27 protein-coding genes are annotated in these 26,295 nt (G+C 43.7%); 5 read left to right on the plus strand and 22 right to left on the minus strand.

The window, feature by feature from the left end; translation table 11 throughout:
• Window positions 1–4: 4 nt before the first annotated feature.
• From JOC33_RS02485 to JOC33_RS02520, 8 genes are all read right to left on the minus strand, one after another.
• Entirely contained in the window at window positions 5–538 is a 534-nt protein-coding gene (locus JOC33_RS02485) for a TRAP transporter small permease (RefSeq protein ID WP_205090635.1), read from the minus strand.
• 12 nt (window positions 539–550) lie between these two features.
• A complete protein-coding gene (locus JOC33_RS02490) occupies window positions 551–1,576 on the minus strand; it encodes a TRAP transporter substrate-binding protein (protein WP_205090637.1) in 1,026 nt (341 codons plus the stop codon).
• Window positions 1,577–1,702: 126 nt separating this feature from the next.
• A complete protein-coding gene (locus JOC33_RS02495; protein WP_205090639.1) occupies window positions 1,703–3,895 on the minus strand; it encodes a dihydroxy-acid dehydratase domain-containing protein in 2,193 nt (730 codons plus the stop codon).
• A 196-nt stretch (window positions 3,896–4,091) separates the two neighbouring features.
• Window positions 4,092–4,553, minus strand: a complete 462-nt coding sequence (larC2, locus tag JOC33_RS20490; protein ID WP_205090641.1) for a nickel pincer cofactor biosynthesis protein LarC2 — start codon at window positions 4,551–4,553, stop codon at window positions 4,092–4,094.
• A 22-nt stretch (window positions 4,554–4,575) separates the two neighbouring features.
• Window positions 4,576–5,319, minus strand: coding sequence for a nickel pincer cofactor biosynthesis protein LarC (larC, locus tag JOC33_RS20495; protein ID WP_205090646.1), 744 nt, complete (start codon window positions 5,317–5,319; stop codon window positions 4,576–4,578).
• On the minus strand, window positions 5,319–6,089 hold the full coding sequence (gene larB / locus JOC33_RS02510) for a nickel pincer cofactor biosynthesis protein LarB (RefSeq protein WP_205090653.1): 771 nt from the start codon (window positions 6,087–6,089) through the stop codon (window positions 5,319–5,321). Before larB ends, larC begins: the two co-directional genes overlap by 1 nt.
• Before the next feature lie 30 nt (window positions 6,090–6,119).
• A complete protein-coding gene (locus tag JOC33_RS02515; RefSeq protein ID WP_205090654.1) occupies window positions 6,120–6,770 on the minus strand; it encodes an urease accessory protein UreH domain-containing protein in 651 nt (216 codons plus the stop codon).
• 331 nt (window positions 6,771–7,101) lie between these two features.
• Complete coding sequence (locus JOC33_RS02520; RefSeq protein WP_205090655.1) at window positions 7,102–7,380, minus strand: hypothetical protein; 279 nt, start codon at window positions 7,378–7,380, stop codon at window positions 7,102–7,104.
• A gap of 205 nt (window positions 7,381–7,585) precedes the next feature.
• Between JOC33_RS02520 and JOC33_RS02525 the strand changes: the two genes are divergently transcribed.
• Window positions 7,586–8,434 (plus strand): zinc ribbon domain-containing protein, encoded by an 849-nt coding sequence (locus JOC33_RS02525; RefSeq protein ID WP_205090656.1) that lies wholly within the window; start codon window positions 7,586–7,588, stop codon window positions 8,432–8,434.
• A gap of 341 nt (window positions 8,435–8,775) precedes the next feature.
• Here the strand turns inward: JOC33_RS02525 and JOC33_RS02530 are convergent, their stop codons facing one another.
• A complete protein-coding gene (locus tag JOC33_RS02530; RefSeq protein WP_205090658.1) occupies window positions 8,776–10,611 on the minus strand; it encodes a zinc ribbon domain-containing protein in 1,836 nt (611 codons plus the stop codon).
• 187 nt (window positions 10,612–10,798) lie between these two features.
• Between JOC33_RS02530 and JOC33_RS02535 the strand changes: the two genes are divergently transcribed.
• From JOC33_RS02535 to JOC33_RS02545, 3 genes are all read left to right on the plus strand, one after another.
• On the plus strand, window positions 10,799–11,437 hold the full coding sequence (locus tag JOC33_RS02535; protein ID WP_205090660.1) for a hypothetical protein: 639 nt from the start codon (window positions 10,799–10,801) through the stop codon (window positions 11,435–11,437).
• 135 nt (window positions 11,438–11,572) lie between these two features.
• Window positions 11,573–12,961: an FAD-binding oxidoreductase gene (locus tag JOC33_RS02540; RefSeq protein WP_205090663.1), complete on the plus strand. Its 1,389-nt coding sequence runs from the start codon at window positions 11,573–11,575 to the stop codon at window positions 12,959–12,961.
• A 2-nt stretch (window positions 12,962–12,963) separates the two neighbouring features.
• Entirely contained in the window at window positions 12,964–13,953 is a 990-nt protein-coding gene (locus JOC33_RS02545; RefSeq protein ID WP_205090664.1) for a bile acid:sodium symporter family protein, read from the plus strand.
• A 428-nt stretch (window positions 13,954–14,381) separates the two neighbouring features.
• On the opposite strand, the gene dhaM is transcribed toward JOC33_RS02545, so the two are convergent.
• From dhaM to JOC33_RS02570, 5 genes are all read right to left on the minus strand, one after another.
• Window positions 14,382–14,762, minus strand: a complete 381-nt coding sequence (gene dhaM / locus JOC33_RS02550; protein WP_205090665.1) for a dihydroxyacetone kinase phosphoryl donor subunit DhaM — start codon at window positions 14,760–14,762, stop codon at window positions 14,382–14,384.
• Complete coding sequence (gene dhaL, locus JOC33_RS02555) at window positions 14,762–15,382, minus strand: dihydroxyacetone kinase subunit DhaL (RefSeq protein ID WP_205090666.1); 621 nt, start codon at window positions 15,380–15,382, stop codon at window positions 14,762–14,764. The genes dhaM and dhaL overlap by 1 nt, the downstream gene beginning before the upstream one ends.
• A gap of 16 nt (window positions 15,383–15,398) precedes the next feature.
• The gene (gene dhaK, locus JOC33_RS02560; protein ID WP_205090671.1) at window positions 15,399–16,394 is read right to left on the minus strand and encodes a dihydroxyacetone kinase subunit DhaK; all 996 of its coding nucleotides are present in this window, start codon (window positions 16,392–16,394) and stop codon (window positions 15,399–15,401) included.
• Window positions 16,395–16,475: 81 nt separating this feature from the next.
• A complete protein-coding gene (locus JOC33_RS02565; RefSeq protein ID WP_205090673.1) occupies window positions 16,476–17,315 on the minus strand; it encodes an MIP/aquaporin family protein in 840 nt (279 codons plus the stop codon).
• A 216-nt stretch (window positions 17,316–17,531) separates the two neighbouring features.
• Entirely contained in the window at window positions 17,532–18,386 is an 855-nt protein-coding gene (locus tag JOC33_RS02570) for a chemotaxis protein (RefSeq protein WP_205090674.1), read from the minus strand.
• Between the two features lie 356 nt (window positions 18,387–18,742).
• On the opposite strand from JOC33_RS02570, the gene JOC33_RS20260 reads away from it, so the two are divergent.
• Complete coding sequence (locus JOC33_RS20260; protein ID WP_239533944.1) at window positions 18,743–19,120, plus strand: hypothetical protein; 378 nt, start codon at window positions 18,743–18,745, stop codon at window positions 19,118–19,120.
• A gap of 96 nt (window positions 19,121–19,216) precedes the next feature.
• On the opposite strand, the gene JOC33_RS02580 is transcribed toward JOC33_RS20260, so the two are convergent.
• The 8 genes from JOC33_RS02580 to JOC33_RS02615 form a co-directional block, all read right to left on the minus strand.
• Window positions 19,217–19,612: a hypothetical protein gene (locus JOC33_RS02580; RefSeq protein WP_205090676.1), complete on the minus strand. Its 396-nt coding sequence runs from the start codon at window positions 19,610–19,612 to the stop codon at window positions 19,217–19,219.
• Between the two features lie 80 nt (window positions 19,613–19,692).
• Window positions 19,693–20,085: a hypothetical protein gene (locus JOC33_RS20265; protein WP_239533945.1), complete on the minus strand. Its 393-nt coding sequence runs from the start codon at window positions 20,083–20,085 to the stop codon at window positions 19,693–19,695.
• Window positions 20,086–20,276: 191 nt separating this feature from the next.
• On the minus strand, window positions 20,277–20,879 hold the full coding sequence (locus JOC33_RS02590) for a DUF3995 domain-containing protein (protein ID WP_205090678.1): 603 nt from the start codon (window positions 20,877–20,879) through the stop codon (window positions 20,277–20,279).
• A gap of 215 nt (window positions 20,880–21,094) precedes the next feature.
• Window positions 21,095–21,925: a carbohydrate ABC transporter permease gene (locus JOC33_RS02595; RefSeq protein ID WP_205090680.1), complete on the minus strand. Its 831-nt coding sequence runs from the start codon at window positions 21,923–21,925 to the stop codon at window positions 21,095–21,097.
• Window positions 21,912–22,790, minus strand: coding sequence for a carbohydrate ABC transporter permease (locus tag JOC33_RS02600; RefSeq protein WP_205090682.1), 879 nt, complete (start codon window positions 22,788–22,790; stop codon window positions 21,912–21,914). The genes JOC33_RS02595 and JOC33_RS02600 overlap by 14 nt, the downstream gene beginning before the upstream one ends.
• A complete protein-coding gene (locus tag JOC33_RS02605; protein ID WP_205090683.1) occupies window positions 22,791–24,095 on the minus strand; it encodes an ABC transporter substrate-binding protein in 1,305 nt (434 codons plus the stop codon).
• 16 nt (window positions 24,096–24,111) lie between these two features.
• On the minus strand, window positions 24,112–25,032 hold the full coding sequence (locus JOC33_RS02610; RefSeq protein ID WP_205090686.1) for a DUF1861 family protein: 921 nt from the start codon (window positions 25,030–25,032) through the stop codon (window positions 24,112–24,114).
• Entirely contained in the window at window positions 25,013–26,107 is a 1,095-nt protein-coding gene (locus JOC33_RS02615) for a BtaManbiosPhlase (RefSeq protein ID WP_205090688.1), read from the minus strand. Before JOC33_RS02615 ends, JOC33_RS02610 begins: the two co-directional genes overlap by 20 nt.
• Between the last annotated feature and the right edge of the window lie 188 nt (window positions 26,108–26,295).

Consider the following 26,295-nt stretch of genomic DNA (forward strand, 5'->3'; position numbering starts at 1 on the left):
CTTCCTAGTTAATTTTTTCAAACTTATAATCCGTTTGTTCTTGTTGCTCAGCAGCTAAAGATCCCTCCTTCTCACCTTTTACCAGAGTTCTCACCAGCCTGACCAGAACAATGCCCCCCATTGCAATGCTTGCGATAATTCCAACACCATAAACATAACCAAGAGGGATATTGGTTGCTGGCGAAAGCCGCTGCATAGTCAGTAGTGTCATGGACCAGCTTCCTTTGAGGAAGAGACCTAATGTACAAAGGACAAGGAGATTGCTGATGACAAAAAACACCTTCTTAGCCTTTGGTGGCAGAATACTTGTTACAAGATCCATATTTAAATGCATATTGTCTTTTAATGCAGCAATCGCACCTAGAAAAACAAGCCACACGAACAAATACCGAGACATTTCTGATGACCAGGTAATCCCCGAATTAAAGGCATAACGCAACACCACATTGGCAAATACCAGTACAAACATCGTTGCCAGACAAATAAATATCGCAACACTCAAAGTATGATGCAGTGCTTTTCCTACCTTGTTTAACATTCAACCCCTCCTCTACTCTGCTGCTTTTCTAATACGCTCGACAAGATCCTTGGCCCAAGGGTATTTCTTGTAATGTTCTTCATATAAAGGCTCTACTGCTTGTTTCATCTTTTCTTTGAATTCCTTGGTTGGTGTGATAAATTTCATCCCTTGCTCCTGTAAATACTTCTTATCCTCTTCATAGCTTTTCGCTAGGAGTTCCCATTCATGATTGGCCGACTTTTTCGCGGCACTTTCAATAATTTTTTGCTGTTTTTTAGATAAGCCGTTCCAAAAATTACTGTTAATAACATAAAGGTTTGGGCTGAACATATGTCTTGATTCCAGTTCATGGGTCTGCACTTCATACCACTTGGAAGCCCTCACAGTTGCAATAGGGTTATCCTGCCCATCAATTACTCCCTGCTCCAAAGCGGAAAATACTTCAGAAATAGGCATTGGAGTTACATTGGTGCCTAAAGCTTTTCCGACATTGATATATGAATCAATTTTTGGCATCCGTAGACGTAGTCCCTTAAAATCTTCCATGCTTTTAATTGGCTGATTACTGGAAAACATTCGGAAACCATTGGCACTCCATGCTAGCGGATGAACCCCGTGTTCCTTTTCCAGATTAGTCATTAACTCTTCACCGATAGGTCCTGTCAGTACTTTCTTTACATGTTCAAAGTCTTCGAATAAAAACGGCCACTCGGGAACACCCATCTTAGGAAGGGTATTCTGCATGATCATCCCCGGGATTCCCATCTCAATCGTCCCGTTACGAACGCCGTCATAAAACTCTTGCTCTGCACCCAATTGACTGTTTGGATAGACCTCTACCTTAATCTTTCCATTTGACTCTTCTTCAACGACAGGCTTAAATACTTCCTTAAGGGCAATGTTTTGAGGATGATCTGGCGCGAAGTAATTCGCAACCTTGATAGTTTTCGTTCCACCTCCATCTCCTGAAGCACTGTTATTACTACACCCTGCCAGCAAAACAGTGAAAGCAAACAACGAAATAAACACATACATAAGACTAGATTTAAGTTTCATCGTCTCCTCCTCTTGTTTTATAATATAAAACCAAGTTTTGATATTTGCGTATTACTGCGTCTAGGGGTGTTCAAAACATAGTTGAGCATCAAGTGAAATCGCTTTCAAATAATTTTCTGTTATGCCTCAATTATGAGTAGCTTCCTTATTCATGGTATATGGGATAGTGGCATCTTCTTTAACAGCTTGGGGAACCACGCCTTCAGCTGCATCTGTACATCCGATAAAACGATTAGAAGAAGCGACTGTTTTTTGCCTGTTTCTCATGACTGTCTTTCTTTGAGTTCCAAGCTCTATTCTGTTCTTCTCCCAGTCTTCCTGGACGTATGCTATTTCTCCATCATCAAATCTTCTTTCGTCGAGCAGATCAATTCTTCTGGAGCGGAAGCGTAAATGTAACACATCTCCTTGCTGAAGATATAAAATGCCACCCTCGTGATAGGCTTCTGGTGTCATATGTCCAATTGCCGCCCCATAAGAGACCCCGGAATAACGTCCATCGCTGATCAGGATAACAAGTTTTCTTAACTGGCGATTCGCATTAATATGCTGCATCGGAGTAAACATCTCTGGCATCCCAAATGCTTCTGGACCCTGCCCTGCAATAATAACCGACATTTTCAGAATTTCTTCATCAACCATACGGTCAAAAAGTTGATTATAAGTTAACAGCGAGGCTTCTGAGTAAGTATCTGGATTATTATGAGACCACATATTCAACAAATGCTCATATGGAAATGATTTCTGATCCCTTAATTTACTTAACAACTTGTCATCAAGAAGCTGCTGGTTCGCTTCTTCTTCATTCTCAAAATAAAGGACAAACGAAATCTTTTCGTCAAACTGATTTAATTGCTGTGTCGACATCCCGCTGATTTTTACGACAGCGCTTTCAAAAAAGTTGCCTGATAACACATCGACGCCGCTAAACTTCCGTCTTGGTTTGCTTAGGATAATGGGGTTTTCTTTCACGCCATCTGCGCTTAGACCTTCTGTGTTACTTAATCGTTCCTTCCAGGTTTCCCCCGTGACAGTCAGGGCATGGATATCCATTGGAACACCATTTTCCATGAGTTCGTAAAATAGTGTCTCCGTACCTCGGATAGCACCAGTACAGCACTGCTGAGCCAATGCGTAAATATCCCTGCCTTCTGTAAGACTGTAATTAAATAAATCAGGAATAGGGTGCGTTTGATGAATTTTTTCTACATCCCAAAGGTTGAATTGGTAACCTGCATAAATCATGGCTCCTACGATATGCATCATTAAATTGGATGAGCCCCCACCAGAACTGTGAATACGGATCGCATTCGCCATATTGACTCCAACTAACTCGGCAACACTGCACTCGGACCGATTGATGATGGAGAACAAAGACTCGATTGCCGGGTTTAATTGCTCCTGGGTAGGGGGTTCCGTTAATATTTCCAGGTTCGGATGGGCTAGTCCAAGACCCGCCATGACATCCCTCGAACTATTTCCTGTGCCATGGAAAGCGCAAATCCCGCCGGCCGCATCGCATGTATTGACAGCAAGTCGTTTTTCAAAATAATCATGCCGCTCAGCAGAAATGATACCGCTTTCAACAGCACGTGTTAAAACACCCTGAAATTGAGTATTAGAACTGCACTGCAGGATATAATTTAGTGCATCGTATAAATCATCGGTGATATTTTGTTCACCCTTTTGTGATGCCAATTCTGCAACCGCCTTCAATTCATCTTGTAAATCTTGCGGGATTTCTCCCCCTTTTAGTACGTGGGATGGAGCAAAAGATGCGAATACCGGAGCTTCTTCACGCAGGCGTCGTACCCGATCCAACAACGCCAGTCCACTTAAAACACCCAATGGCTGCTTATCGCATCCCTGAATAACAAAAGCACCATGATAACTATGGGCTTCCATCTGGTTAACCACCATCTCCGCGATAGCATTCCGACTCTGCAGAGAATAGGACATCCCCATATTACTTTGCGCTGTACCATCACATAAAACAGGCGTACTGAAGTAAAAGGGAACACCCCCTTCCTCCCAAATTTTCAGAGCTGCTCTTGAAACAGTCTGTATGTCTAAAATGTGGGCAGGATGATCTGAAGATCCTCCTATGATTGCTATACGCGGGGCATTCTGATGCAGACGATTGTAAATTTCCCCAAGTGTCCAGTCAGCGGCCGATACCTGATCCCCTAAAACCTTTTTTGCCCGGTCCAGCAATCCTGCTACTGTAATCGGTTCATTGGCTTTCCCTTGCACATTGTCCCGATAAGGGTTAATCGGATTATTTATTCGAGGCATAACCTTATCTTCCGACTTTCCCATAAACATCCCTCCATCAATATTCGTATTATTGTTTTACATTATAAAACTTAGTTTTATATAAATTTCATGTAAAATATTACATTAGCTTACAAATTGAGTCAATGACTTTTGGGAATTTTCTTACAATTTAGGGAAATTACTACAAAAGACCCCTGACGCACGGTAATTTATACTATTATGCAGGTTAAACATGAGATTATATGTTGCGCCACACTTCTTGATAAACCGCTTTCAAAGGGATGTTTTGTAGTTCCGCAATTTTCCGACAATCTTCATATTCCGGAGATCTCTGTATCAATTCCCCTTGGTATAGTCCTTCTTTCACTGTTACTTCGCCCCACTTTGTAGAGACACTCAAAAACCTTCGTTCCAAACGATGTACCGTGATAGGAAAATAACGGATGCCCAACGTTGTTGTTTCTTGAAATAAGATGGCGCTGACTTTGTCTAGTTTCTCTTTATTACATAAAATCTGCAGCATTACGCCTGGCCGGTTTTTTTTCATGTAAATAGGGATGTAGAATACATCATTCACTCCTGCATCAAACAATAAATCCATGACATGGCCCAGCCACTCTCCTGGGATATCATCTAAGTTCACTTCTATTTTAAGCATCTTCTCATCCATATGTTCTTTTTTGTGGGAAAATGGCTCCATTCTATTGGACCTCCTCGATGAATTAGTAAGTTTTCCCGAGCACTACACGCAGGACATTTGGGTGATCCCTAAATTCTTTTGTTCCTGCTCCATAGCCGATAGCTTCTATCTTCATAGAAGGAATGGTTCCAAAAGACTGAGCAAGGGCGGACACAATACCCGCGCCTGTAGGGGTTGTTAATTCTCCCTCCACTTTACTCTGCTGCAACGGTTTCCCCTTTAAGATTTCTAATGTAGCAGGGGCGGGAACAGGGTAGATACCATGGTCAATATGAATTTTTCCGGTTCCTGCAGGAATTGGAGAAGAAACTATACGATCAACCTCTAACTGATTAATAGCTACTGCACTTCCAATAATATCGATAATCGAATCAATGGCTCCGACCTCGTGAAAGTGGACTTTTTCAAAGGGAATATCGTGGATCTTCGCCTCTGCCCTTCCTATTTCTTCAAAAATACGCAACGACATTTCAGTCACCTTCTCATTGAAACCGGCAGCTTTTATCATTTTCACTATATCGGTATGATGTCTATGGTGATGGTGGTGGTCACCACTAGTACCATCAGCATTGGTATGCACATAAAATTTCTTAGCAGAAATGCCGTTTTTCACTACTTTTTTCCATTCAAGCTGGTATTCCGATTCGATATCCAGCTTTTTTAATTCTTTCTCAATAATTTCCGGGTCCACACCTGCATCAACCAATGCCCCGATTGTCATGTCACCGCTTATCCCTGAAAAACAATCGAAATATAAGGTTTTCATTATAATGTCACCTGCTTCTCTTTTATTCGCTGGATTAATGCTGCATTGTAACCTGCCCCAAAGCCATTATCGATATTGACCACACTGATACCAGGGGCACACGCATTCAGCATGGAGAGTAAGGCGGACAGCCCCTGAAAGTTAGCTCCGTAGCCGACACTCGTTGGAACCGCATAGATTGGATGATTTACAAGACCACCCAGGACGCTCGCCAATGCCCCCTCCATTCCCGCAACAACCACAGAGGCAGATGCCCCCTTTATGGTTTCCAGATTTTCAAATAAACGATGAATCCCGGCTACCCCTACATCGTAAAAACGTTTTACTTGGCAGCCAAATACTTCAGCCGTTACCGCTGCTTCCTCGGCAACAGCCAAATCCGATGTTCCAGCACAAACTATAGCAACATACTCATCTGCTAGACTGCTAGACAGATTCTGACTTTTTACATAAAGAGCTTTTGCCATCTCGTTATAACTGAATTCCGGAAGGGTGTTTATAATAATTTCTGCTTTTTCCGGAGGAATACGGGTCGCAAGAACATTTTTGTTTGTCTGGACAAGGCGATGCAAAATGATTTGAATCTGCTCAACCGTTTTTCCTTCCCCAAACACGACTTCTGGGAAGCCGGTTCTCTCCTGCCGATGATGATCAAGCTTTGCAAAACCAAGTTCTTCATAAGATTGCAGTAAGGATTTGGCATCTTCGATGTTAAGCTCACCAGAGTGTACCTTTTCCAAAATGATTTCAATAGATTCCTTGTTAGCCATAAACTCTTCTCCACCTATCCTTGTAATAGATTATAACCATAAGGTAAATAAACCCTCGTTAATTCCCAAATTATATACATAGTAGAAACCAAACCCTGTACTAATAAGGCCTGTCATCTTCGTAAGTGTATCGTTCAGGCGGTTTCTGCCGGCACTAAGCACGAAAGGCACCCCAATAATAGTTGTAAACAGCAGCATTCCGACAATCGTACCTAAGCCGAAAACAAGTATGTAAATAACACCCTCCCAAAGGCTCGAAACCGTTGATGCTGTTAATAAAACCATTGTTGCACTTCCAGCCAGGCCATGAACGAAACCAATGATTAGAGGTTTGATAAAAACCGGGCTGCTTGCTTTTCCCTTCTCACCATGCATATGAATTTTCCGATAACCAAACATGCCTTTTACCCCTAAATAAATCAGCATCACGCCAACCAGGAATTCAAATGACATCGCCCAGACTTCAACAATCTCGACTTTTAGTACGATAACTGTCAAACCAACACAAAGCAGTGTAAGTGTATGACCGACACCCCAGCTAACTCCGGTTAGCGATGAACGTCTCAATGTTTTTGTTTCGCTTGCGATATTTGAAACGGCAATCACATGATCCGGCTCCAGGGAATGCTTCACTCCTAACAAAAAACCAAATAACCACATTGATATAAAACTGATTTCCATTAAGTAAACGCCCCCAATTTACAAATATAGATTATGAATAGATTTCACAGCAGCAATCTAGTAAATCACCTCCAACCGTTCCGTATTCAGAACTTTTACAATATTCTACCATATTTTCTAGAAATGGAAATTAATTATTAAGATTAGGGGCATCTTCTTTAAAGTTCTGTGGTACAACCAATCATAAGTGCATGAGAAGATTAAAACAGAATCCATAAAAAAAGTGAGCAGTAATTCCTGCCCACTTCCTTCTTCCTAAAAACAGCAAAACAACACACCCCGGGAGAACCAATTTCTGGTTCTCCCGGGGTGTGTTGTGTGTGATCTTACTTCAGGATACTTCTTCTTCGGAAATGCGGCCTTTGCTGTCTTCGATGATTTTTTTTGCTTTGGCGTAATCCTCATCCACCACTTCGAATGACAGAAGTTGTGGCTTATGGGTGTGAGCCTCATCTTCGGCGCGGACTAATCTTTTAAACAGTTCCACCAGATTGTTGTTGTCTTCCGGTATTTCTTCGACCGTCACATTCTCCACTCGAAGGGCCTGTAATCTGGCAGTGACTCCTTCTGCATGGTTTTCGTTTTCAAAATAGGCATTTACTCTTCGCATGTGTATCCCATCCTATCTATCATATTGTCTTATCTTTATATTTCCACAAACCAATGCTTGCTAAGCGGGAAATCAATAATATTTTGAAAAACATTCATTTTTTCCTTTACAAGCACGTATACTCCTATGATTCACTACATTTGTCCAGAAAGGAGTACATACGTTTCAAAAAAGAACCATCAATACGGTACAAGGAGTGACAGCTATGCAATACTGTGCAAATTGCCAGGCCCCACACCCAGATGGAAAGTTTTGCGGTAATTGCGGAAAGCTTTTTAAACCGCTGGATACTTCAGCCATCCCCACTGAAACTCCCAGACCCAGCCCAGCCTACACACCATCGGCTTTGGATGCAGATGTCGGAGCACAGCCTTTACAAACCACTCCCCATGGAGGCTATACGACGAGGGATACCTACCACGGTTCCACTTTTAATTTCAAACAGTCTGGAAAAAGTTATTTCGAATATTTTAAGGCAGCTGGTAAAAATCCGACAGCTGTCCTTCAAAGTACAGCTCATGATATTTTCGCTAATGCCAGAATAACTTTTCTCTTGTTCATTATCTTTTCCGGATTGATGATGTACTATATCACTAAGACGATGACGAGTTTCTTTGATGTGTTTGGGTTCGGCTTTAACGTGCCGTTCATGGCCGTATTTTTTCCGGTGGCAATAGTTGCAGGTATCGTTCTTCTGCTCGTGAGTGTAACGATTTTCCTGCTTACCAAAATCAACAACAATCAGCCGCCGACATTCAAGGAAGTATTCGGCAGTCTCATCACGTTTTTGACGATTCCTACACTGCTGCTTGCGCTCACTTGCCTTTTTTTAGTAGCAGGACTTGTGTCTTTAGTGCCATTCGCTAACGCCCTTACCGGTTTTGGGATTGCTGCTGCCGTTCCTTTTACGTTGTATTCCCTGCATCAAAAACAGTCTCTTGGTATCGATCCTTTTCTCCACACCTTGTTTACTTACCTTGTCTTATTCCTATTAACACGGATGATCATCATGCAAGTCGTCTCAAGCATTACCAATATGTTCAATCCTTTCTGAATTTAAAAATCCCTCATAATGGGGTTACCGAAAAATAGGAGATTATAAAAGTGCGGTCTTTATGGAGTTTTACGTACATAAAGACCGTTTTTGCATTAATTAAAGCTTATTGCGAAAATAGAGTGACATTTTTGTAAAGCAACGAAACAATCTCTCTTAAGATCAGCCACTGTTAGATATTTTTAGTTGCTTCAACAATGAGCTAGAGGCTATGACGCTTGCGGGAACAGCACGAGCCAAGATCCACTTGGACAAGCGAACTCCTTGACCAAGTTAGCTGAGGTCGTGCATGCGGCAAGCGATTCGTGATTCACAAAAAAAGAGATGACCGAAGTCACCTCCTATTCTCTCACCGTATCCAATATGTCGATTCTGGAAATCTTTAAATCCCCGTTTTCATCCACAATTAAATGGTACAATTTTTCTCTATCATAGTCAGTCCGCTCACCTTCATGAGTGAAAATAAATTGCTCATGCATATGGACGCTTATTCCTTCAGCAGTATCTTCGACTGCCAAGGGTTCGTTTACCGTGAAGTTAAATTCGAATGTGTCTATGACGTCTGTCTCCATATAGGTTTTCAAATCGTGATACGCGGAGCTATCATATAGAAGGAAGTTCTCTGCGATTGAAAAATCGACCGCATTCAATGCCTGTTCGTAAGCCTCACGGAATGCGATGACGAATGCTGCCGGGTCTGCATAGTCAGGAAGTTCATTTGAAACACTCGTATTCTTCTCTTCAGGAATAGTGATCTTATATTCTTTTGTATCACTTAACACAGGTATCGTTTCAGGAAACTCCTCATACCCAAGTGAAGAAGTTGTCACATCATAGACCTGCCACTTTCCATCAAGAAAAATCACATGGATATCCATGGTGTCCTTACTCATATCCATATCTGCATCTGAACCTGCTTCATAGCTTTGATTATAATACTCCATCCTAACTGGAATTCTTATATGATAATTCCCTTCGGCTTCAGATATCTCCTTTTCGCCTGCGAGCATTTCCATTTCCTTGACTTTCCATGCGTACGTATAACCTGCGCTTTTTTCCGTCGCAAGTTCATCCTTCATTATTTCTTCCCATTCAGTCGTTGCATTCTTTAGGCCGGATTTTCCTTGTTTTTCAAAAGATACAAGGTACGATTCGAAATATCCCCTGACTATCTCTGCCAGCTTTTTATCAAGTTTTTTCGTAAATTGGAAAGAAACGTCCACCACCGGCTCTTCCAGAGTTATTGATCCTGATTTCATTTTTCCCCACGGGAACTCTGCTTCCACTTCCGCGCTAGTCGCACCATCTAACACAATCGGTCCGTATTCTTTGATACCAAAAGGATCGAAGTCTACTTTTTTCCCATCGATGAAAAGTGTCCGATTTTCAGGAGGTCTCATGTCTGTCTGGAACCTGACCGTATCTGCCTCCATGTTGAAGTGAATCAGGTAATCCTGCGGCTGCCAGAATTCTGCCGTTTCCGTGGTTTTTAACTCTGCTGTTTCCCCTCGGTAACTGGCAGTAAAGGTATAGATCCCAGGAAACAACGGACCATATTTCTGTTCCTGCGATTCTTCGCTAGAGGTGAAGATTTCTTTTTCACCTAACTTGACCCTTGTCCCCTGGTAATCAAGCTGAAAAGTCGCATAAACCGGAGATACAGCAAGCTTGTAACGATCAAAAACAAGGAACTTTCCATCTTTTACGATTTCCAAAAACGGGTCTTCCGCGAGCATTTCATCCCAGAACTCCTGTTTTCCTGATTTTGATTCAGGAAGCTGGGCTTCCAATTCTTCCAGTACTTCTTCTTTTTTATCCGGATAGGATTTTAAGTATTCCAAATATGCTTTTGTATCCGACTTTTCAACCTTTTCCTTGACACCCTCATATACAAATAGCTCTGCCAATGCAGCTGCATCTTTCTTCTCGACAGCCTCTTCATATTCCTGGACGAGGCTTTTTTTCGAGGTCATATTGGCTCCGATTATGTATGCCGATCCCAAAACAACAAACAAAAGCACCACGGTAACCGTCCATATCTTCTGCTTTTTAGTAAATTTCTTTCGTTCCCTTGTACCATCCCCTTGAAGAGAAGATGTTTTAACAGGATGACCGCACGCTACACAGAATTGATAACCTTTAGTAAGTTCCCCTCCACATTCGGTGCAATATTTCATAAATACCTCCTTTTTTCCTGCAAATATTCGAGGGATTGCCCTCATACCACTTTATGAAAAATGGATGTAAATCATTCTAGGATCTCGAAGATGAATCTTAATTCATAATGAATATCTGTCCCGTTCATTTGAATATAGTGAGATGGCAGGAGAAAGCTTTTCAGGAATAAGCAAAGGGGGGGATTTTTTGAAAAAGTGCCTATTCTTTATAGGAGTATTGATTGTCTTGGTTGGCTGCGGACTGCCGATTAAGGATAGTTTCCAAATGTACCCTGTCGGCGAAAATGTGGAATACGAATACCATGTGTATAAAAACGATGAGATGTGGCGGAAAGAATTCACGGAAGTATTATTTCACCAGGGAAATGAATACTTCCAGAAGGTAGACTGGAACTCAGAAGACGATTCCTATCTGGACGAATATATCATTCACCAGAACAAAAACGGCGTATACTCCGCTTATGTGGAGCGATACGATGATGAAGTAGGTGCAAACGCTATTCCCTATGATGAAGAGACGTTTTTTGAAATGGAGCCCTATATGATGCTCAAGCTTCCAGCAAAAAAAGGGGCAAGCTGGACCACTGGAGGCGCTGAGTTCAAAATGACTCATAAAATCACTGATACCAATGCCACAGTAAAAACCCCTTTTAAAACATTCAAAAATGCTACCGAAGTTTCTTATACTTTTGGAGAAAAAGGAAAAGGCGTCAGATATTATGCGGAAAACTATGAAGTTGTTTATCTAGAAGAGAGAAATAACGAAGGGGACAACTACCGTTTTGAACTCGTTGATGTCAGAGATCCGGATTCAACAATCGAATAACCCGTATAAAGTTTCGGGTTATTTTTTTATGCTCGTATTAGTAAGTCCGTCTGGTTGTAATTTTCAAAAAATTAGGTATAATTCGTTGCAATAGCTTTTTTCCTGCTAAAAATTGCATGCAAGGGAGATATACATATGAGTGTCAAAATGGATCATCTACTGGAAGAATTGCAGCGGATTTTACGACCGGATCAGGTGAGCACGAACCCGACCATCCTTGAGCATCACAGCAAAGATGAATCGTATCATACGGGAAGCTCGCCTGATATTGTTGTTTTCCCGGAAGAATCTGAAGAAGTGAGCGCAATCGTTAAAGTGGCTGATGCAACAGAAACTCCGATCATTCCGTTCGGTCTTGGATCAAGCCTGGAGGGCCATGTCATCCCTTATGAACGCGGCATCACAATCGACTTTTCAGAAATGAACAAGGTGGTGGAGGTCCGGGAAAAGGACTTTCTCGTGACCGTCCAGCCTGGTGTTACCCGCTCCAAGCTCAATAAAGAATTGAAAAAGTATGGCCTCTTTTTCACGGTCGACCCTGGGGCAGATGCGACGCTCGGCGGCATGGCAGCCACCAATGCCAGCGGTACGACCTCTGTGAAATACGGGGTGATGACTGACCAGGTTCATGATCTCGAAGTGGTCACCCCGAACGGCGACATCATTCATACCGGCAATCTTGCGCAAAAATCGTCTTCCGGCTATGACCTGAACAGTCTGTACGTCGGATCGGAGGGCACATTGGGATGTATAACCGAGCTAACGCTGAAAGTCTACGGAATCCCGGAACATATCATGGCCGCCCGGGTATCGTTCCCGACCATTGATGATGCGGTCGAAGCGGTGGTTTCGATTCTGCAGGCTGGCGTCCCGATTGCCCGGGTAGAGCTTGTCGATGAAGCATCAATCAGACAGGTGAACCGATTCAGCGAAACAGATTATAAGGAAAAAGCGACCCTGTTTCTCGAATTTCATGGCAACGAGCCAGGATTGAAACACGATGTCGCTTTTACGGAAGAAATCGTTCAAGACCATCAATGCGAGGAAATCCTTTTTGAAAAGGACACAGCCGCCCGCACCAAGCTTTGGGAAGCGCGCCATAACCTGGCTTATGCCTATATCCATGGCAACCCTGGAAGAAAGCTGATGGTGACCGATGTGTGCGTGCCAATTTCTGAACTTGCCGGCGCAATCAGGCACGGCCGTGAAAAAATTGAAGCGTTGGATTTTGAAGCAGGCATTGTCGGCCATGTCGGTGATGGAAACTATCACGCTCTGTTAATGATAGATACAGAGAATCCGGATGAATTACAAAAAGCCGAACAATTCAATAAGGAAATCGTAGACTACGCGCTTGCCCGCGGCGGAACTTGTACAGGAGAACACGGTGTCGGCAGTGGGAAAATGAAATATCTGGAACAGGAGCATGGACAAGCCCTGCAGGTAATGGAAAGTATCAAAGCAGCCCTCGATCCAAAAGGGCTCATGAATCCAAATAAATTGATCGCCAAGAAAGGTGTGTAAAAATGAAATTACTAGAAACAATCAGTAATCTGGCAGGTAAATATTTCGCCTTTCTGGTAATCGGCGTCGCCCTTATCGCCTACTTGTTACCGGAAGTCTTCCTTGGACTCGGGGCGTACATAACAATCCTTCTTGGCGTTGTCATGTTTGGAATGGGACTTACCCTGAAGCCAGTCGACTTTAAGCTCGTTCTGCAAAAGCCAGTGCCAGTCCTGATCGGTGTTGCATCCCAATACACGGTTATGCCGCTGACAGCACTCCTGATTGCTTACATGCTGAATTTACCAGCCGAACTCGCAGCCGGCCTTGTATTACTCGGGTCCGTTCCCGGCGGCACAGCCTCAAATGTCATGGTTTATCTGGCGAAAGGGAATCTTGCACTATCGGTTGCGATGACCTCCCTATCAACGATGCTCGCACCAATTTTGACACCGCTAATCCTGCTCGCACTCGCAGGACAATGGCTGCCTGTCGATCCAGTCGCCATGTTCATTTCTATCGTGCAGGTCATCATCCTACCGATCACATTGGGAATTCTGCTCAGAAAATTTTTCCCGGTGACCGTCGAAAAAAGCGCGACCGTCGTCCCGCTCATTTCCGTTATCGCCATCATTGTAATTGTTTCCGCTGTCGTTGCAGCAAATGTAGAGAGCATAACGACATCCGGACTCCTGATTTTCTCAGCTGTCATGCTTCATAACCTGTTCGGACTAACCCTTGGTTATTTTGTTGCCAAATTAATGCGACTCGACGAAAGTAAACGCCGGGCAATTTCGATTGAAGTCGGCATGCAGAACTCCGGCCTCGGCGTAGCACTGGCAGCCGCCCACTTCGGCCCGCTCGCCGCCCTGCCAAATGTCATCGCAGCCGTCTGGCACAACATATCTGGCCCGATCCTCGCCACCTTCTGGTCGAAACGCCCAGTAGAGATGGAAGAAAAAGCGGAGAGCCGCAAAAAACATGCCGAGCGACTACAAAATACCGGGAATTAATAATTCAGTCGAGGATGAGCTTGCAGGAGCGAGTTTGATGCAAGCCAGATTTTGTTTTATGCTCGCTCTATTACCAATAGGAGAAATTCCCACGGAAAGGAAACACTTCCGTGGGAATTTTTTCATTTATGCTCGTTCAGAGCTGAAATATAATGCCTGCGTCTGTCCATACTTAATAACCTCTGTGCGTGAGCTTTTGTACGCGCGCTCAAGACAGTAATACGCGTGCCGGATACTGCTTTACGCGTGTTCAAGGCAGCTGTACGCGCACCAGATTCCATTGCACGCGTAGTCAAGACGGCAATACGCGTACCTCACCCTGATGTACGCGTGTTTGGAACCCAAATACGCTGACTCTAGTTATACTCATCCACCACTAATAGGAGAAATTCCCACGGAAAAGAAACACTTCCGTGGGAATTTTTTCATTAACCTTTTTCTGGAAATTCTTTTTTTATGGACTCTAAGATTTCTTGGACTGATTTTCCGATGCTTGCTTCAACGGCTGCAAGATAAGCGCCTTCTAATATTGGGGCTTCCACAACGTGAACATTATCAAGCTCCAGCATTTCAATTGCTGCTTCGGCATTCATCTTGGCGCTGCCTAAGTCATAAAAAATCAATGCTCCTTCGCTGGTGGAGATATTTTGAAGTGCTTCCTGGATTTTTTCGAGGCTGGTTCCGATTTCGCCTTCCATTCCTCCTGCTGCTTTCACATTCACTTCTCCGACTGCCTGTTCCAGTATATCCTTAATGCCAGATGCAACTTTTTCACTGTGGGATACGAGGACAATTCCTACTTGTGCCATCAGGCGCCCTCCTCTAAGCTGTCCGCCAGTGCGTCGAATATATAATAGGAAGAAACAGAGCCAGGATCGAGATGTCCTTTGGAACGTTCTTTCAGGTATGCAGCACGTCCTTTCGTCGCTACTAGATCACTGGTTGCTTCCATTGCAGTTTTAGCAGTATCACGAATCAATTCGGCATTAAAGTCGGATGCCTCTTGAAGCTTTTTTACGACAGGGGACCATACGTCTATCATCGTTTTTTCTCCTTCTGTCGCTTTTCCCCGCTGCTTTACTCCCTCGACTGCTTCTTCCACAGCCTTAATAAAGATTGGATAGTCAATAGCTTCCTCGCCTTTACTTGCCATCGACATTTTCAGAAAAGCGGTGCCGAATAATGGCCCGGAAGCGCCTCCGACTTTGGACATCAGCGTCATAGCGGCATCTTTCCATACATCGGACACAGTCACATAATCATTTTCCGATAGCTTGGCAACTGTCTCCTTGAAACCTCGGGACATATTAATACCGTGATCCCCATCGCCGATAGCCTGATCGAGCGAAGTCAAATAGTCTTTGTTATCCTGTATCTTCTCATTGGCTTTTGTGATCCAGGTTAAGGCATGATTAACGTCAAATTTCATACAAATCCTCCTTTAATTAAGCTCGGAAAGATGGTGCTTCTGACGGCTCATCCAATAGTTCCTTCAATTCGCTATCCAGCTTCAGTAGTGTAACGGAGCACCCCGCCATTTCCATAGATGTCATATATTCACCGACAAAAGTCTTGTGAGTCTTAATCCCTTTTTCCTGCAAAATAGCCTGGACTTTACGGTTGACGATATACAGTTCCATCTCCGAGGTAGCGCCTAATCCGTTTACCATGACAGCTGCTTCATCAGAATCTTTCAACCCTGCATCCTCGATGACACGATTCGTAAGTTCAGAGGCAATTTCATCGGCAGAACCAAGCTTTTTCCGCTCGATACCCGGCTCTCCGTGAATACCAATGCCGATTTCCATTTCTCCATTTTCCAGTTCGAAGCTGGGTCTTCCCGATGCTGGCATGATTGATGGGCTTAACGCTACCCCAAAGGATCGTACATTAGCGACCACTTTTTCTGCTGCTGCTTTTACTTCTTCCAATGATCCTCCTGCTTCTGCCTTTGCTCCCGCAATCTTATGCACAAAAACCGTCCCGGCGATTCCTCTGCGACCTTCCGTAGAAGAACTGTCCCCGACTGCCACATCGTCATTAACTACTATTTTCTCCACCTGGATGCCTTCCGCTTCTGCCATCTCAGCAGCCATATCGAAGTTCATGACATCCCCGGTGTAATTTTTGATGACGAGGAATACTCCCGCCCCTCCATCGACAGCCTTGATTGCTTCTAACACCTGGTCAGGTGTCGGTGATGTGAACACTTCACCTGCTACAGCGGCATCGAGCATCCCTTTTCCGATATACCCGGCATGGGCAGGCTCATGCCCACTTCCTCCTCCACTGACAATTCCTACTTTATTGTCAATCGGAGAATCTTTTCTCGTGACCACGGTCGTATCAGGGAGACGCTTCACTTCATTTGGATAAGCCAACACAAAGCCGTCCAGCATTTCCGTCACGATTTGTTCTGCATCATTGATTATTTTTTTCATGATAAAACTCCTTTCCCGAAATTTTGTATCCGCTACCATTATAAAATTGTTCCTGGCATCTATCATCCATTTGCCCTTCGGTTAATAGGAATCTACTAGTTTTTCTTCTATCTGTTCAGCCGTAGTTTTCCCTTTTTTCAATTCTGACTTAGCTGCTCCGAAGAGGATGAACACGATGACAACACTAAGCACCCAGAATAGCACGGTGAAGTCCCCTAAAAATATAGCGCGATAAAAAACAGCCCCATACGTTCCACCTAAAAGAGGTCCGGCTATCGGGACCCAGCTATATTTCCAGTCTGAACCCCCTTTCCCTGGAATCGGCAGCAGGGCATGCGCGATCCTGGGTCCAAGATCTCTGGCAGGGTTGATCGCATAGCCCGTTGCCCCGCCAAGCGACATCCCGATCGCCATGATCAGAGCTCCAACAATCATCGGATTCAACCCTTTGGTAAACTCATTCGCACCGATGAACATCAATCCCATCAGCAGTACAAACGTACCGATCATTTCACTGACCAGATTGGAAAAAGGGCTTCGTACCGCAGGATCGGTGGAAAACACAGCCAGCTTCGCACCAGGATCTTCTGTTTTTTTCCAATGGGGCAGATAATTCAGGAAAACAATGACCGCTCCAATGAAAGCACCGAGCATCTGCGCGGTAATGTAAATAGGCACCTTAGCCCACGGGAATTCCCCAGCTGCAGCAAATCCCAGCGTCACGGCAGGATTGATGTGAGCACCTGAAAATTTCCCCACAGCATACACTGCCATCGCGACAGCCAGTCCCCATGCGATTGTGATGACAACCCACCCCGATCCTTCCGCCTTGGTTTCTCGTAAAACTACTCCACCAACCACTCCCCCACCAAATATGATGAGGATCATTGTTCCAATCACTTCAGCTAAAAACTCAGGCATCCCCGACACTCCTTCATCAGTTTCATTTTGTATGCAGGAGTAAAACGCAAAAAGGCCCGCACCGATTCATGCACTTCCCTCTTGAGAAAGCGCGTGAATAGTGTGGGCCTCCGTATCTCCAGCACATCGTTAACTTGTATATAAAGGTTAATCCATCTGGAAAGCGTTGTCAATATTTGTTACAGAATGTTAGCGGAAGTTTAATCTATAGTTCATTTATGAAGTGGACTCTTTCCATACTTTTACCAGGCCATCAACAATTCGATCAACAACAGCGTCTTCTGATTCATATCTTGTATGGGAAAAAGGGTTCCAGCCTGTCAGCAGGCCCCCTGCATTGACCTGGACGTCTTCTGTAACTGCGGTTTTATACCGGTCATTCAACCCTTTCAGCGGGTAGGCAAGGATATCGTCTTTGTCATAAAAGTTTAGCCATTCGCCTCTGATCTTCGGATAGTGTTTGCCAATCGTTGGTGCAGGGACCTGGATCGGCAGGCCGTAATCAAGAAACCTTAGTGACCAGAGTGCCATAGGGCTCCCCATGGAGTAAAAGAGTGACAATGTCTCCCCTCTTTCCAGTGCCGTATCATGAATATTGGTTTTCGTTAACGTCCCGATATTCTCCTGCTTCACTTGAAGGTCATAAAAATAATTGCTGGAAACGATGGAACCGAGGCTGTGACTGATAATGCATAAAGGCGCAGCAGAACCCGCTTTTTCTGCCAGTTCGTGCAGGGATTGCGCGAGCACGGCGTGTACTTTGTCATAATTATTATCTTTTACAGAGGATGGCTGATAGGCAATCGCATCGGCCAGAAATTCCACCGTGAAACGGCGCAGCCTCTGATAGTCGAGATCAGCACTACCTTCCAGCCGCTCCCATAATCGCTTTTCTTCTGCTTCGAACACTGACGACCAGAATACCGGCTCAAACACCAGCACCTCATCGGGATTATTGAGTTTCAGCTTTTTTGCAAACCGCTTTGAAATATTTTCTATCATTTCTTCTGCAAAATTAGTCATCGGCGTTCCGGCACCGTGAAGAATCATTACAGCAAGCTTCTTTGTCATGTATCTTCCTCCTAAGATCGAGGCATTGTTCTATGGTATAAGGTGATTGTACCTTATTCAGCCAGAAGAGGAAATCATGGAAAATGATATTTATCATCAAAATTTCATGATAAACATGACTACAGGAGCAAGGCAGTATTACGGTAACTTTTATGATAGGGATTAGAAAAACTTGGCTTGTCGTCAAGTCCTTATGGCGAAAGCCTTCGTTTTATTTATACTTTAATCCTTTAGCAAAATTAAACTTTCTTAAAGTGAGACAAAGCGGAGACTATTAACCTGTCTCTGCCCTTGTAGACCAAAGGAGGTGAAATGCGTCTGCTGATAATTTTTTTAAAACAAGAGGAGGTATTCTGTTGAAAAAATTATGTTTGACATTTATAGCTTTTGTCCTTGTTCTGACCATGCCGTTAGCGTCAGCCCACGCTGGTTCCTATGACCATATCGGCACCAGGGAGACAAACAAATGGTCCGACTACTATGGTATGTGGAAAACAAGCACCATTTCATCAGGCGGCGGCTATCTCAAGGTATTGGTAGATTATGGAGCCAGGTACTATGTCTATGAATACGATCCAGGTTCCAATAAAAACGAATATTTAGGGGCCTGGTATGCAGATGCAAATACTACATTTGAACTTCATGTCGAAGGATATGTAGACGGCAGTAATAACCGGGCAGAAATATACGTTGTGTCATCGGCCTATGATGTGTTACTTAATTTTTGGGATTAAAAAAATCTCCCTCATCCTTAACGGGGTGAGGGAGATTTTTACATATACAAAATGCGTATACCAATCAGATCTATCCATTAATTTAAATTCAGAAGCTTAATCCCAGAAATAGATGGCAGCATAATTACCCGGATTCTGGTAGGTACGGACATAGACTTCTGCCCTATTATTGGAACCGTCCACATAAGAGTTGATATTCCAATATTTTGACTCCCATTCACTTAAATTTACCGACCCAACGAAATCATCATTACTGGAACCTGGATCATGCTCCCACATCTCCACATACCCTATTGCACTGTTCGCCTGGATGAGCACGCTTCCCCCGGTTGACTGGACATTAGTCGTATCCCACCAATCATAGGTGTAATTATAATAGAAATCTCGCCAACCTTGGTAATCCCATCCCCCATTTCCAGCTGCAGCTACGGAAGATACCGGAATGCTACATAACATCAGTAAAGCCACCAACAACAACCCGATTTTCTTCAAAAAATCCCTCCATATAATGATTTTTAATACCAACTGGCATACGCATTTCGAACCACTTTTTTTAAAAGAGCCTATATTTATCAATCATAGAAGGTTATTTCTCCGCCATTATTCGCCGTCACATAAAACTCCGCCTGATTATTCGATCCATCTACGAACCTGTTGATATTACGAAACGGGTATTCATCACCAGGGGCAAGAAATACAGCACCGACATAGTCATCATTGTTGGAACCAGGATCGGATTCCCATAATTTATACTTCGCGTTCGGGGTATCACTGCCGGTTTTAATCATAAAATCGCCACCCCAAGAATTATGCGCCCAGGTATTATAGAAGCCGTAAGATGAGTTATACCAAAGCCCTCCTGCACCCACGAAATCCCATATCCCGTTTCCCGAAGCTTCTGCAGAGGAAAACGGAATCGTCATAGCAAAGGCAAACGCAACAATAGACATACCAATTTTCTTCAAACTGATTCCTCCCTTAGAAAAAACACGCAAGTTTTTTGAAATCTTCTGTAAGTCTATCTAAGTATCTGCCATTCTAGTAGTGGTGTTTATCATCACTTTTTTATGATATTTGTCAGAACTAAGCCAATGGTATTGACTTTAAGTGGGTTCACAGTTGTTCAGAGCTTTTAAGTTTCAAGAAAACCGTTGAGTTAAAAAAATCGCACATTTAACAGGCCTGAAATAAGACCTAAGATTACACCTGCCGTGCAAAGTATTAACCAGATTTTCCTGCTTCGAGGCTTGTTAAGATAACACCAGCCAAGGACCCCTAATAGAATGCCTTCAATCAAAAACCACGGTTCGAATAGCAAAAGATCACTCAGTACAAATTTATGGTCAGCAACATTGAACGCCCCCGTTTCCATCTCGACGACACCTGTTATTTGAAATAAGCGGTAGATGATCCCGTAAATACCGTGCGAAGCGGAAATCGAGCACCCAATTAATGCTATCGCAAGCAGGAACCAGCCAATGATCTTTTGTTTTCTAAAATAAATAAAAGCAATTCCCAAAAAGCCCGCAGCTGTGAGAAACCCGGATGCTACCCAATTAATCATTTTCCAATAAGCTGCTTCTGCGATAGATTCCTTTAATAACGATAATCCGATTGTGCCGCCTAACGCCCAATAAAGGTGTGGCAGCATGTAGGCTATCGACCAAATGAACACTGCATATCCCGCCCATACCAGATTACGCGTTGATTGCGGCTTTGGAGATATAGCCTCGTTACTCCTTGCTCTTCTTTCAATCATAAAAAATCCCCTGCTCTCTTTTTCGATTGTGTAAAGACTAATGGAAGTGTTATCCAAAAAACCATTCGTTATGTATGTCGCTCTCTTGCTCCTATCAGTTACACTTTTTCAGAAAATTTTTACATTTTCATAAAAATATTAGGCTGAATATAAAAAGAATCCCCCGTAGATTTTTTAAACTACGGAGGATTATGAAATAATTGATATCCATATAGTTACTTCAGCACAAATTGCATGCCGTCTTTGAAGTTCTTACTGAAAATAATGAACAATACCAGTATCGGCAACGTCAAGAGAACGGATGCCGCGTACATCGGTCCCGGGTAACCTCCATATGGTCCGAACATTTGGGCCAGGAGGACGTTCAGTGTCAACATATTTTCACTGTTGACCACCAGCATATCCCATAGTAATTCCACCCATCTTTCCATGAAAAGGAACAGGAAGATGATGGTTGTAACCGACTTCGACATGGGAAGGACAATTCTCCAGAGTATCTTCCATTGACTGGCCCCGTCAATTTTGGCTGCTTCCAGAAGTTCATCCGGAAGTCCGCGGAAGAAGTTCGTATACATGAAGATCGCCCATAAGTTCACGGCTTTTGGGAGGATCATTGCCCAATAGGTGTCGTACATGCCAAAATAACGGACAATCAGGAATAACGGGATAAGAAGGATGACCGCTGGGTAGAACATCTGAAATAAAATGACGTTATTGATGAAACGACTGCCTTTGAATTTCAACTTAGCCAGTGAATATCCGACCATCAGTGCTGAAACCAGCATCAGGATTGTGGAAGCCAAGGTGACGAATACACTGTTGAAAAAAGCCCTAAGCCATGGTCTCGCAATGACATCGCTGCCTCCAAAAAACAGCCACTCATAGGACCTGAAGGTAAGTTCCGTCGGGATGATGCGCCGGTCGACCTGATCCCAGGGTGATAATGAACCCAGCACCATATAGATATAAGGGAACACCATCACTAACATGACGGTAAAGGCTAGCAGATATAATAAGGTAACTTTGATTTTACTATTCCCAACCATGTTTGGCCCCCCACACTTCTAGTATCTTCCGAAAAACAAGAATGGAAGCAAAAGTAACAATCGAATTGATGACGGCAATGGATGTTCCATAACCGGCATGCAAGCGCTCAAAAGCCTGCTGATAAATCTCTAATTGCCAGGTATGTGTCGCTAAATCCGGCCCGCCGCCTGTAAGCACGTATGGCTCCGTAAAAATACCGAACATGAGACCGACGGCTAATATCGTCACGGTATAAAAAGACGGGTAGAGCATCGGGATGGTCACATACCAGAATTTTTTCCAGCCTACTGCCCCGTCCATTCTTGCCGCCTCATATACATCCTTCGGGATACTTTCCAGTCCAGCTACAAATAACAGGGCGTAATATCCCATGAATTTCCACGCCATCATCAACGCGATGATGAGAGCTGCTAATACAGGAGACCCGAGCCAGTTGATATCCAGCCCGAACGTACTTCTGAGCCAAATATTAAATGGACTGTTATAAGACAGAATCCCGTTCACAACAATAGCAGATGCTACACCAGACGCCAGATAAGGCAGGAAGAAAGCTACAGAAAAAAGGCCTTTAAACCTTGGCAAAGCACTGATGATCAGCGCCAGGCAAAGTGCACCTATTACCGCAATCGGCACAAACATGGCAAGAAACTTATAGGTGACAAAGAAGGCTGCCCGCACACTTTCGCTGAAAAATGCCTGGACAAAGTTCTGGACCCCGACAAATTCATAGTCCGGGGAAATTAAATTCCAATTTGTAAACGCAAGGTATGTCGCCCAAAGAAGTGGAAACAGAAAGAAAATGAGTGAATAGACAAGGTATGGGCTGGCAAACAACCAACCCATCCTTGCATTGCTTTTATTCATTTATTTCAACACCCCGTTGATGGCCTCTTTCATATCTTTCCACGCTTCCTCTGGAGATTTTTCCCCTTTTATCACAGGAATGAGGGCATTGGTACCGATCAATTTCTGAATGGCTACCGTTTCTGCATTATCTATTGGCGGTACGGCATTCGGAATATTTTTTGCATATTCTTTCAGCTGAGGATTTTCTTCCAGATAACTGGTGAATGTTTCATTTTCAGAAAGATCGTCACGTGCCGGCGGAAGATTGGTCTGCTTGAACCAAGCCAGATCATGTTCAGGGTTGGAGTACACCCATTTCACGAAATCAAAAGCTGCCTGCTGCTGTTCTTTGGTAGCAGATGCGTAAATAGACAATCCTTTCGTATCAGCAAACGTTTTTGCATCTTCAGGGGAAACGCCGTCAGGTACAGGCGGCATAGCCAGTTCATATTTTTCTCCAAGCTTCATTTCCGGAAATTTCTCATCCCAATAAGAGAATGTCCATGGACCGATATCCATCATGATGGATTGCCCTGTCTCAAACGGATCCGTAACCTGCCTGGTCAACAGCAAGTCATTTTTACTCAATTTATCAAACAGCTCAAGCGTTGCGATTCCCGCCTGGTCATCCGCAATCAAGTCAGAACCTTCGACGAAGTTATTACCTTTGGAAGCGGCATTATAAATCATGAAAAAGTCGAACCATCTTGCCCACCACGTCGGCTTCACCAGGTCAGCTCTTGCCCATAGGAATTTCTTCGGATATTGCTCTTTTAATTTTTGTCCTACCTCCAACACTTCACTATGTGTTTTTGGCACTTCTTCAAATCCCAGTTCATTCAAGATATCAATTCTCCACGCAAACAGCATGGCATTAGAATAAATCGGAAGGACATACTGGTTGCCATCGGCGAATTTCCAGCTTTTGATCGTTTCTTTCATATGACGTTCCTTGAGCAGCTCTTCGAATCCTTCAAATTCATTCAAAGGAACGATCGCACTGCTGTCTGACAGTTGGGCAGCAAAACCGCGGGAGATGTTTTCAGAGATTGTAGGTGCACTTCCCGCTGCAATCGCCGATTGAATCCCAGCCTCAGAAGAAGGCGATTCGGGCATAGGAGTAACATTGATTTTAACTCCATCCGTTTCTTCCATATACTTTTTTGCCATATCCGTCCAAAACGCTTGCTGCGGCGGGTTAGGAGCAGACCAGAATTCAATTTCAACTGTCCCGTCGTCACTGCCGCTTTTTTCAGATTGACAGCCTGCAGCAAACACCATCACTAAAAGCATGACACAAAGATAACCAATACGCTTTTTCATTTTTTACCCTCCAGTTTTATTCGAATTTTTCAAACGGATCCGAAATGACAGCCTTATGGGCTTCCGCATCACTGACACCGACATAAAGTTCTGCCATGCCATTTTTCAGTCGTACTAATCCGCCACTGAACAAGACATCTTTTAAGTCCGGCCGTTTTGTTGCTCCCGGCGGAAAATCTTCCCGTTCCGCGATTATTTCCATATCCGAAATCTGATTTGCCTGCACATCATAAAGGAAAATCATCGGGTAGTAGTGCCTGTCCCCCTGGTCATCGAACTGGGAAATATGGCCGAGAACGCCAATTCTGCCATTGGCTAATAGATGAATCTCATTCGCCCCTCCCCACTCTTCGTCAAGGAAATGTTCCTTCATCAATGGAGCCTGTGATAACAGGTCAGCATCTAATTCATCCAGTTTGTCTATGGCAGTAAAACCCATTTTTCCTCTTCCGCCTTTTTTTCCTTGCGGCCGAGTGAAGACCCCGATCTTTCCATCAGGTAACTCTATCAATCGAATATCCTTCATCCCATCAGGTCCGGTCGTGAATTTTTCCAATCGGCTGATGTCTCTGCCTTTATAAAAAACAGTCCGCCACATTAAAGCGCCTTCATTTTCCGGATGGGGAAAAATTTCGACACCTCCAAATACAAGCTGATCATGAATGCTAGTGACAAACGGGTCCTGCAGTTGGAACTTTGGGAGCCCTTCATCCGGCGTCCACTCTCCGGCTTCTTTTTTGAAAAAAATCACCTCCGAGTACTCGGACGACCTTTCTTCGACACGACCGGCAATCATTTGCTTCCCATTATCTGTGAAAGGCGCTGTGATGTTATAGACATCCTTTCCGCCGACACCCGTGAAAGTGAGCTTTTCCGCCATAACAGATGGTTTATTTTCCCGGTAGTCTGCTAATAGATCATTTACTCGATAGCTCATCGTACTTCCTCACCTTTAATTGATCTAAAATTTCGTTCAAACTTAAATCTGCGACTGCCATCGATGTGTCTGCCACTCCGTAATAGATTCGCACGGTATCTTCCTTAACAGTTACTCCACAGGAGAAGACAACGTTGCCAAAAAAACCAGCCTTTTCGTAATCTTCTTCCGGAACTAGAATAGGCTCTTCTGTTTTGGCTAAAACACGTGAAGGATTCTTGTAATCTAGTAAAACGGCCCCGAGGCAGTAACGGTCATTTCTATCAGCGGCATGATAGATTTCAAGCCAGCCTTCTTCCGTTTTGAACGGAACTGCTCCACCGCCGATCCTGCCATTGTCCCAGCCATCCTCGCTTAGCCCAAGCAAATGCTGGTGATTTCCCCAGTGGATAAGATTCTCCGATTCCGCAATCCATATTTCCGGCCTGCCTATTCCTTTTGGAACCGGCCGGTGCAGTGTATAATACTTTCCTTCTATTTTTTCTGGAAAAATAGCGACATCTTTATTTTCCGGATGAAGCATGAGACCATGGCGCTCATAATCTTCAAAGTCCTTGGTCGAAACAAGGCCTACACCTATTCCTTCCGGCGAAACAGCGCTGTACTGAATATAATAAGTATCATCGATTTGAGTGACGCGCGGATCCTCGATTCCCCATGACTCCCGTTCATTCTCCGGATAAAGGAATGGTCTGTCATCAATGTCAAAATGATACCCGTCCTTACTCCTGGCAATCCGAATGTAAGATAGAGAAGTCAAATAGGCTGTACGCCTGTCCTCCGAATCATTCTTGGCAATGGTCCTTGGATCTGAAAAGTCATAGGCTGGGTCATCCTTGTCCAGTTCAATGATTTCAAGCTTTCCTTTTTCTTCAGAAAAATCAACGAAAGGTGCTTTCACTTTCTTTGGGTCGTGACTAATCGGCCTTTCAGCGACCCGGAGAAGCAGAAGCACTTCCCCCTGATACTCAGCCACCCCTGCATTGAATGCCCCGATAACTTCATGCCCCTCATGAAAAGGAGAAATATCAGATGGAAAAATGATGGGATTCCCTTTAAAACGATCAACCTTCATTACGTATCCTCCAAGCTTAACTTAATGATCTTCCACCTCCTATGTAATCCCTTACAAAAAAGCAGAAGACAAAACATTACTTATGTTTTTGTAACTTTACTAAACTTAATAATTGTAATATAGTAACCTTACAAAGAATTATACACGCTAAATATTTCGTGTCAACATGATGATTTTAAAATTTTCAG

The organism is Thalassobacillus pellis, assembly GCF_016908295.1.
Classification (GTDB): domain Bacteria; phylum Bacillota; class Bacilli; order Bacillales; family Halobacillaceae; genus Thalassobacillus; species Thalassobacillus pellis.

Excerpts from the sequence above, each read along its gene's own strand:
- JOC33_RS02485 (WP_205090635.1), bottom strand. The coding sequence starts at position 538 with ATGTTAAACAAGGTAGGAAAAGCACTGCATCATACTTTGAGTGTTGCG.
- JOC33_RS02490 (WP_205090637.1), bottom strand. The coding sequence starts at position 1,576 with ATGAAACTTAAATCTAGTCTTATGTATGTGTTTATTTCGTTGTTTGCT.
- JOC33_RS02495 (WP_205090639.1), bottom strand. The coding sequence starts at position 3,895 with ATGGGAAAGTCGGAAGATAAGGTTATGCCTCGAATAAATAATCCGATT.
- larC2 (WP_205090641.1), bottom strand. The coding sequence starts at position 4,553 with ATGGAGCCATTTTCCCACAAAAAAGAACATATGGATGAGAAGATGCTT.
- larC (WP_205090646.1), bottom strand. The coding sequence starts at position 5,319 with ATGAAAACCTTATATTTCGATTGTTTTTCAGGGATAAGCGGTGACATG.
- larB (WP_205090653.1), bottom strand. The coding sequence starts at position 6,089 with ATGGCTAACAAGGAATCTATTGAAATCATTTTGGAAAAGGTACACTCT.
- JOC33_RS02515 (WP_205090654.1), bottom strand. The coding sequence starts at position 6,770 with ATGGAAATCAGTTTTATATCAATGTGGTTATTTGGTTTTTTGTTAGGA.
- JOC33_RS02520 (WP_205090655.1), bottom strand. The coding sequence starts at position 7,380 with ATGCGAAGAGTAAATGCCTATTTTGAAAACGAAAACCATGCAGAAGGA.
- JOC33_RS02525 (WP_205090656.1), top strand. The coding sequence starts at position 7,586 with ATGCAATACTGTGCAAATTGCCAGGCCCCACACCCAGATGGAAAGTTT.
- JOC33_RS02530 (WP_205090658.1), bottom strand. The coding sequence starts at position 10,611 with ATGAAATATTGCACCGAATGTGGAGGGGAACTTACTAAAGGTTATCAA.
- JOC33_RS02540 (WP_205090663.1), top strand. The coding sequence starts at position 11,573 with ATGAGTGTCAAAATGGATCATCTACTGGAAGAATTGCAGCGGATTTTA.
- JOC33_RS02545 (WP_205090664.1), top strand. The coding sequence starts at position 12,964 with ATGAAATTACTAGAAACAATCAGTAATCTGGCAGGTAAATATTTCGCC.
- dhaM (WP_205090665.1), bottom strand. The coding sequence starts at position 14,762 with ATGGCACAAGTAGGAATTGTCCTCGTATCCCACAGTGAAAAAGTTGCA.
- dhaL (WP_205090666.1), bottom strand. The coding sequence starts at position 15,382 with ATGAAATTTGACGTTAATCATGCCTTAACCTGGATCACAAAAGCCAAT.
- dhaK (WP_205090671.1), bottom strand. The coding sequence starts at position 16,394 with ATGAAAAAAATAATCAATGATGCAGAACAAATCGTGACGGAAATGCTG.
- JOC33_RS02565 (WP_205090673.1), bottom strand. The coding sequence starts at position 17,315 with ATGCCTGAGTTTTTAGCTGAAGTGATTGGAACAATGATCCTCATCATA.
- JOC33_RS02570 (WP_205090674.1), bottom strand. The coding sequence starts at position 18,386 with ATGACAAAGAAGCTTGCTGTAATGATTCTTCACGGTGCCGGAACGCCG.
- JOC33_RS02590 (WP_205090678.1), bottom strand. The coding sequence starts at position 20,879 with ATGATTGAAAGAAGAGCAAGGAGTAACGAGGCTATATCTCCAAAGCCG.
- JOC33_RS02595 (WP_205090680.1), bottom strand. The coding sequence starts at position 21,925 with ATGGTTGGGAATAGTAAAATCAAAGTTACCTTATTATATCTGCTAGCC.
- JOC33_RS02600 (WP_205090682.1), bottom strand. The coding sequence starts at position 22,790 with ATGAATAAAAGCAATGCAAGGATGGGTTGGTTGTTTGCCAGCCCATAC.
- JOC33_RS02605 (WP_205090683.1), bottom strand. The coding sequence starts at position 24,095 with ATGAAAAAGCGTATTGGTTATCTTTGTGTCATGCTTTTAGTGATGGTG.
- JOC33_RS02610 (WP_205090686.1), bottom strand. The coding sequence starts at position 25,032 with ATGAGCTATCGAGTAAATGATCTATTAGCAGACTACCGGGAAAATAAA.
- JOC33_RS02615 (WP_205090688.1), bottom strand. The coding sequence starts at position 26,107 with ATGAAGGTTGATCGTTTTAAAGGGAATCCCATCATTTTTCCATCTGAT.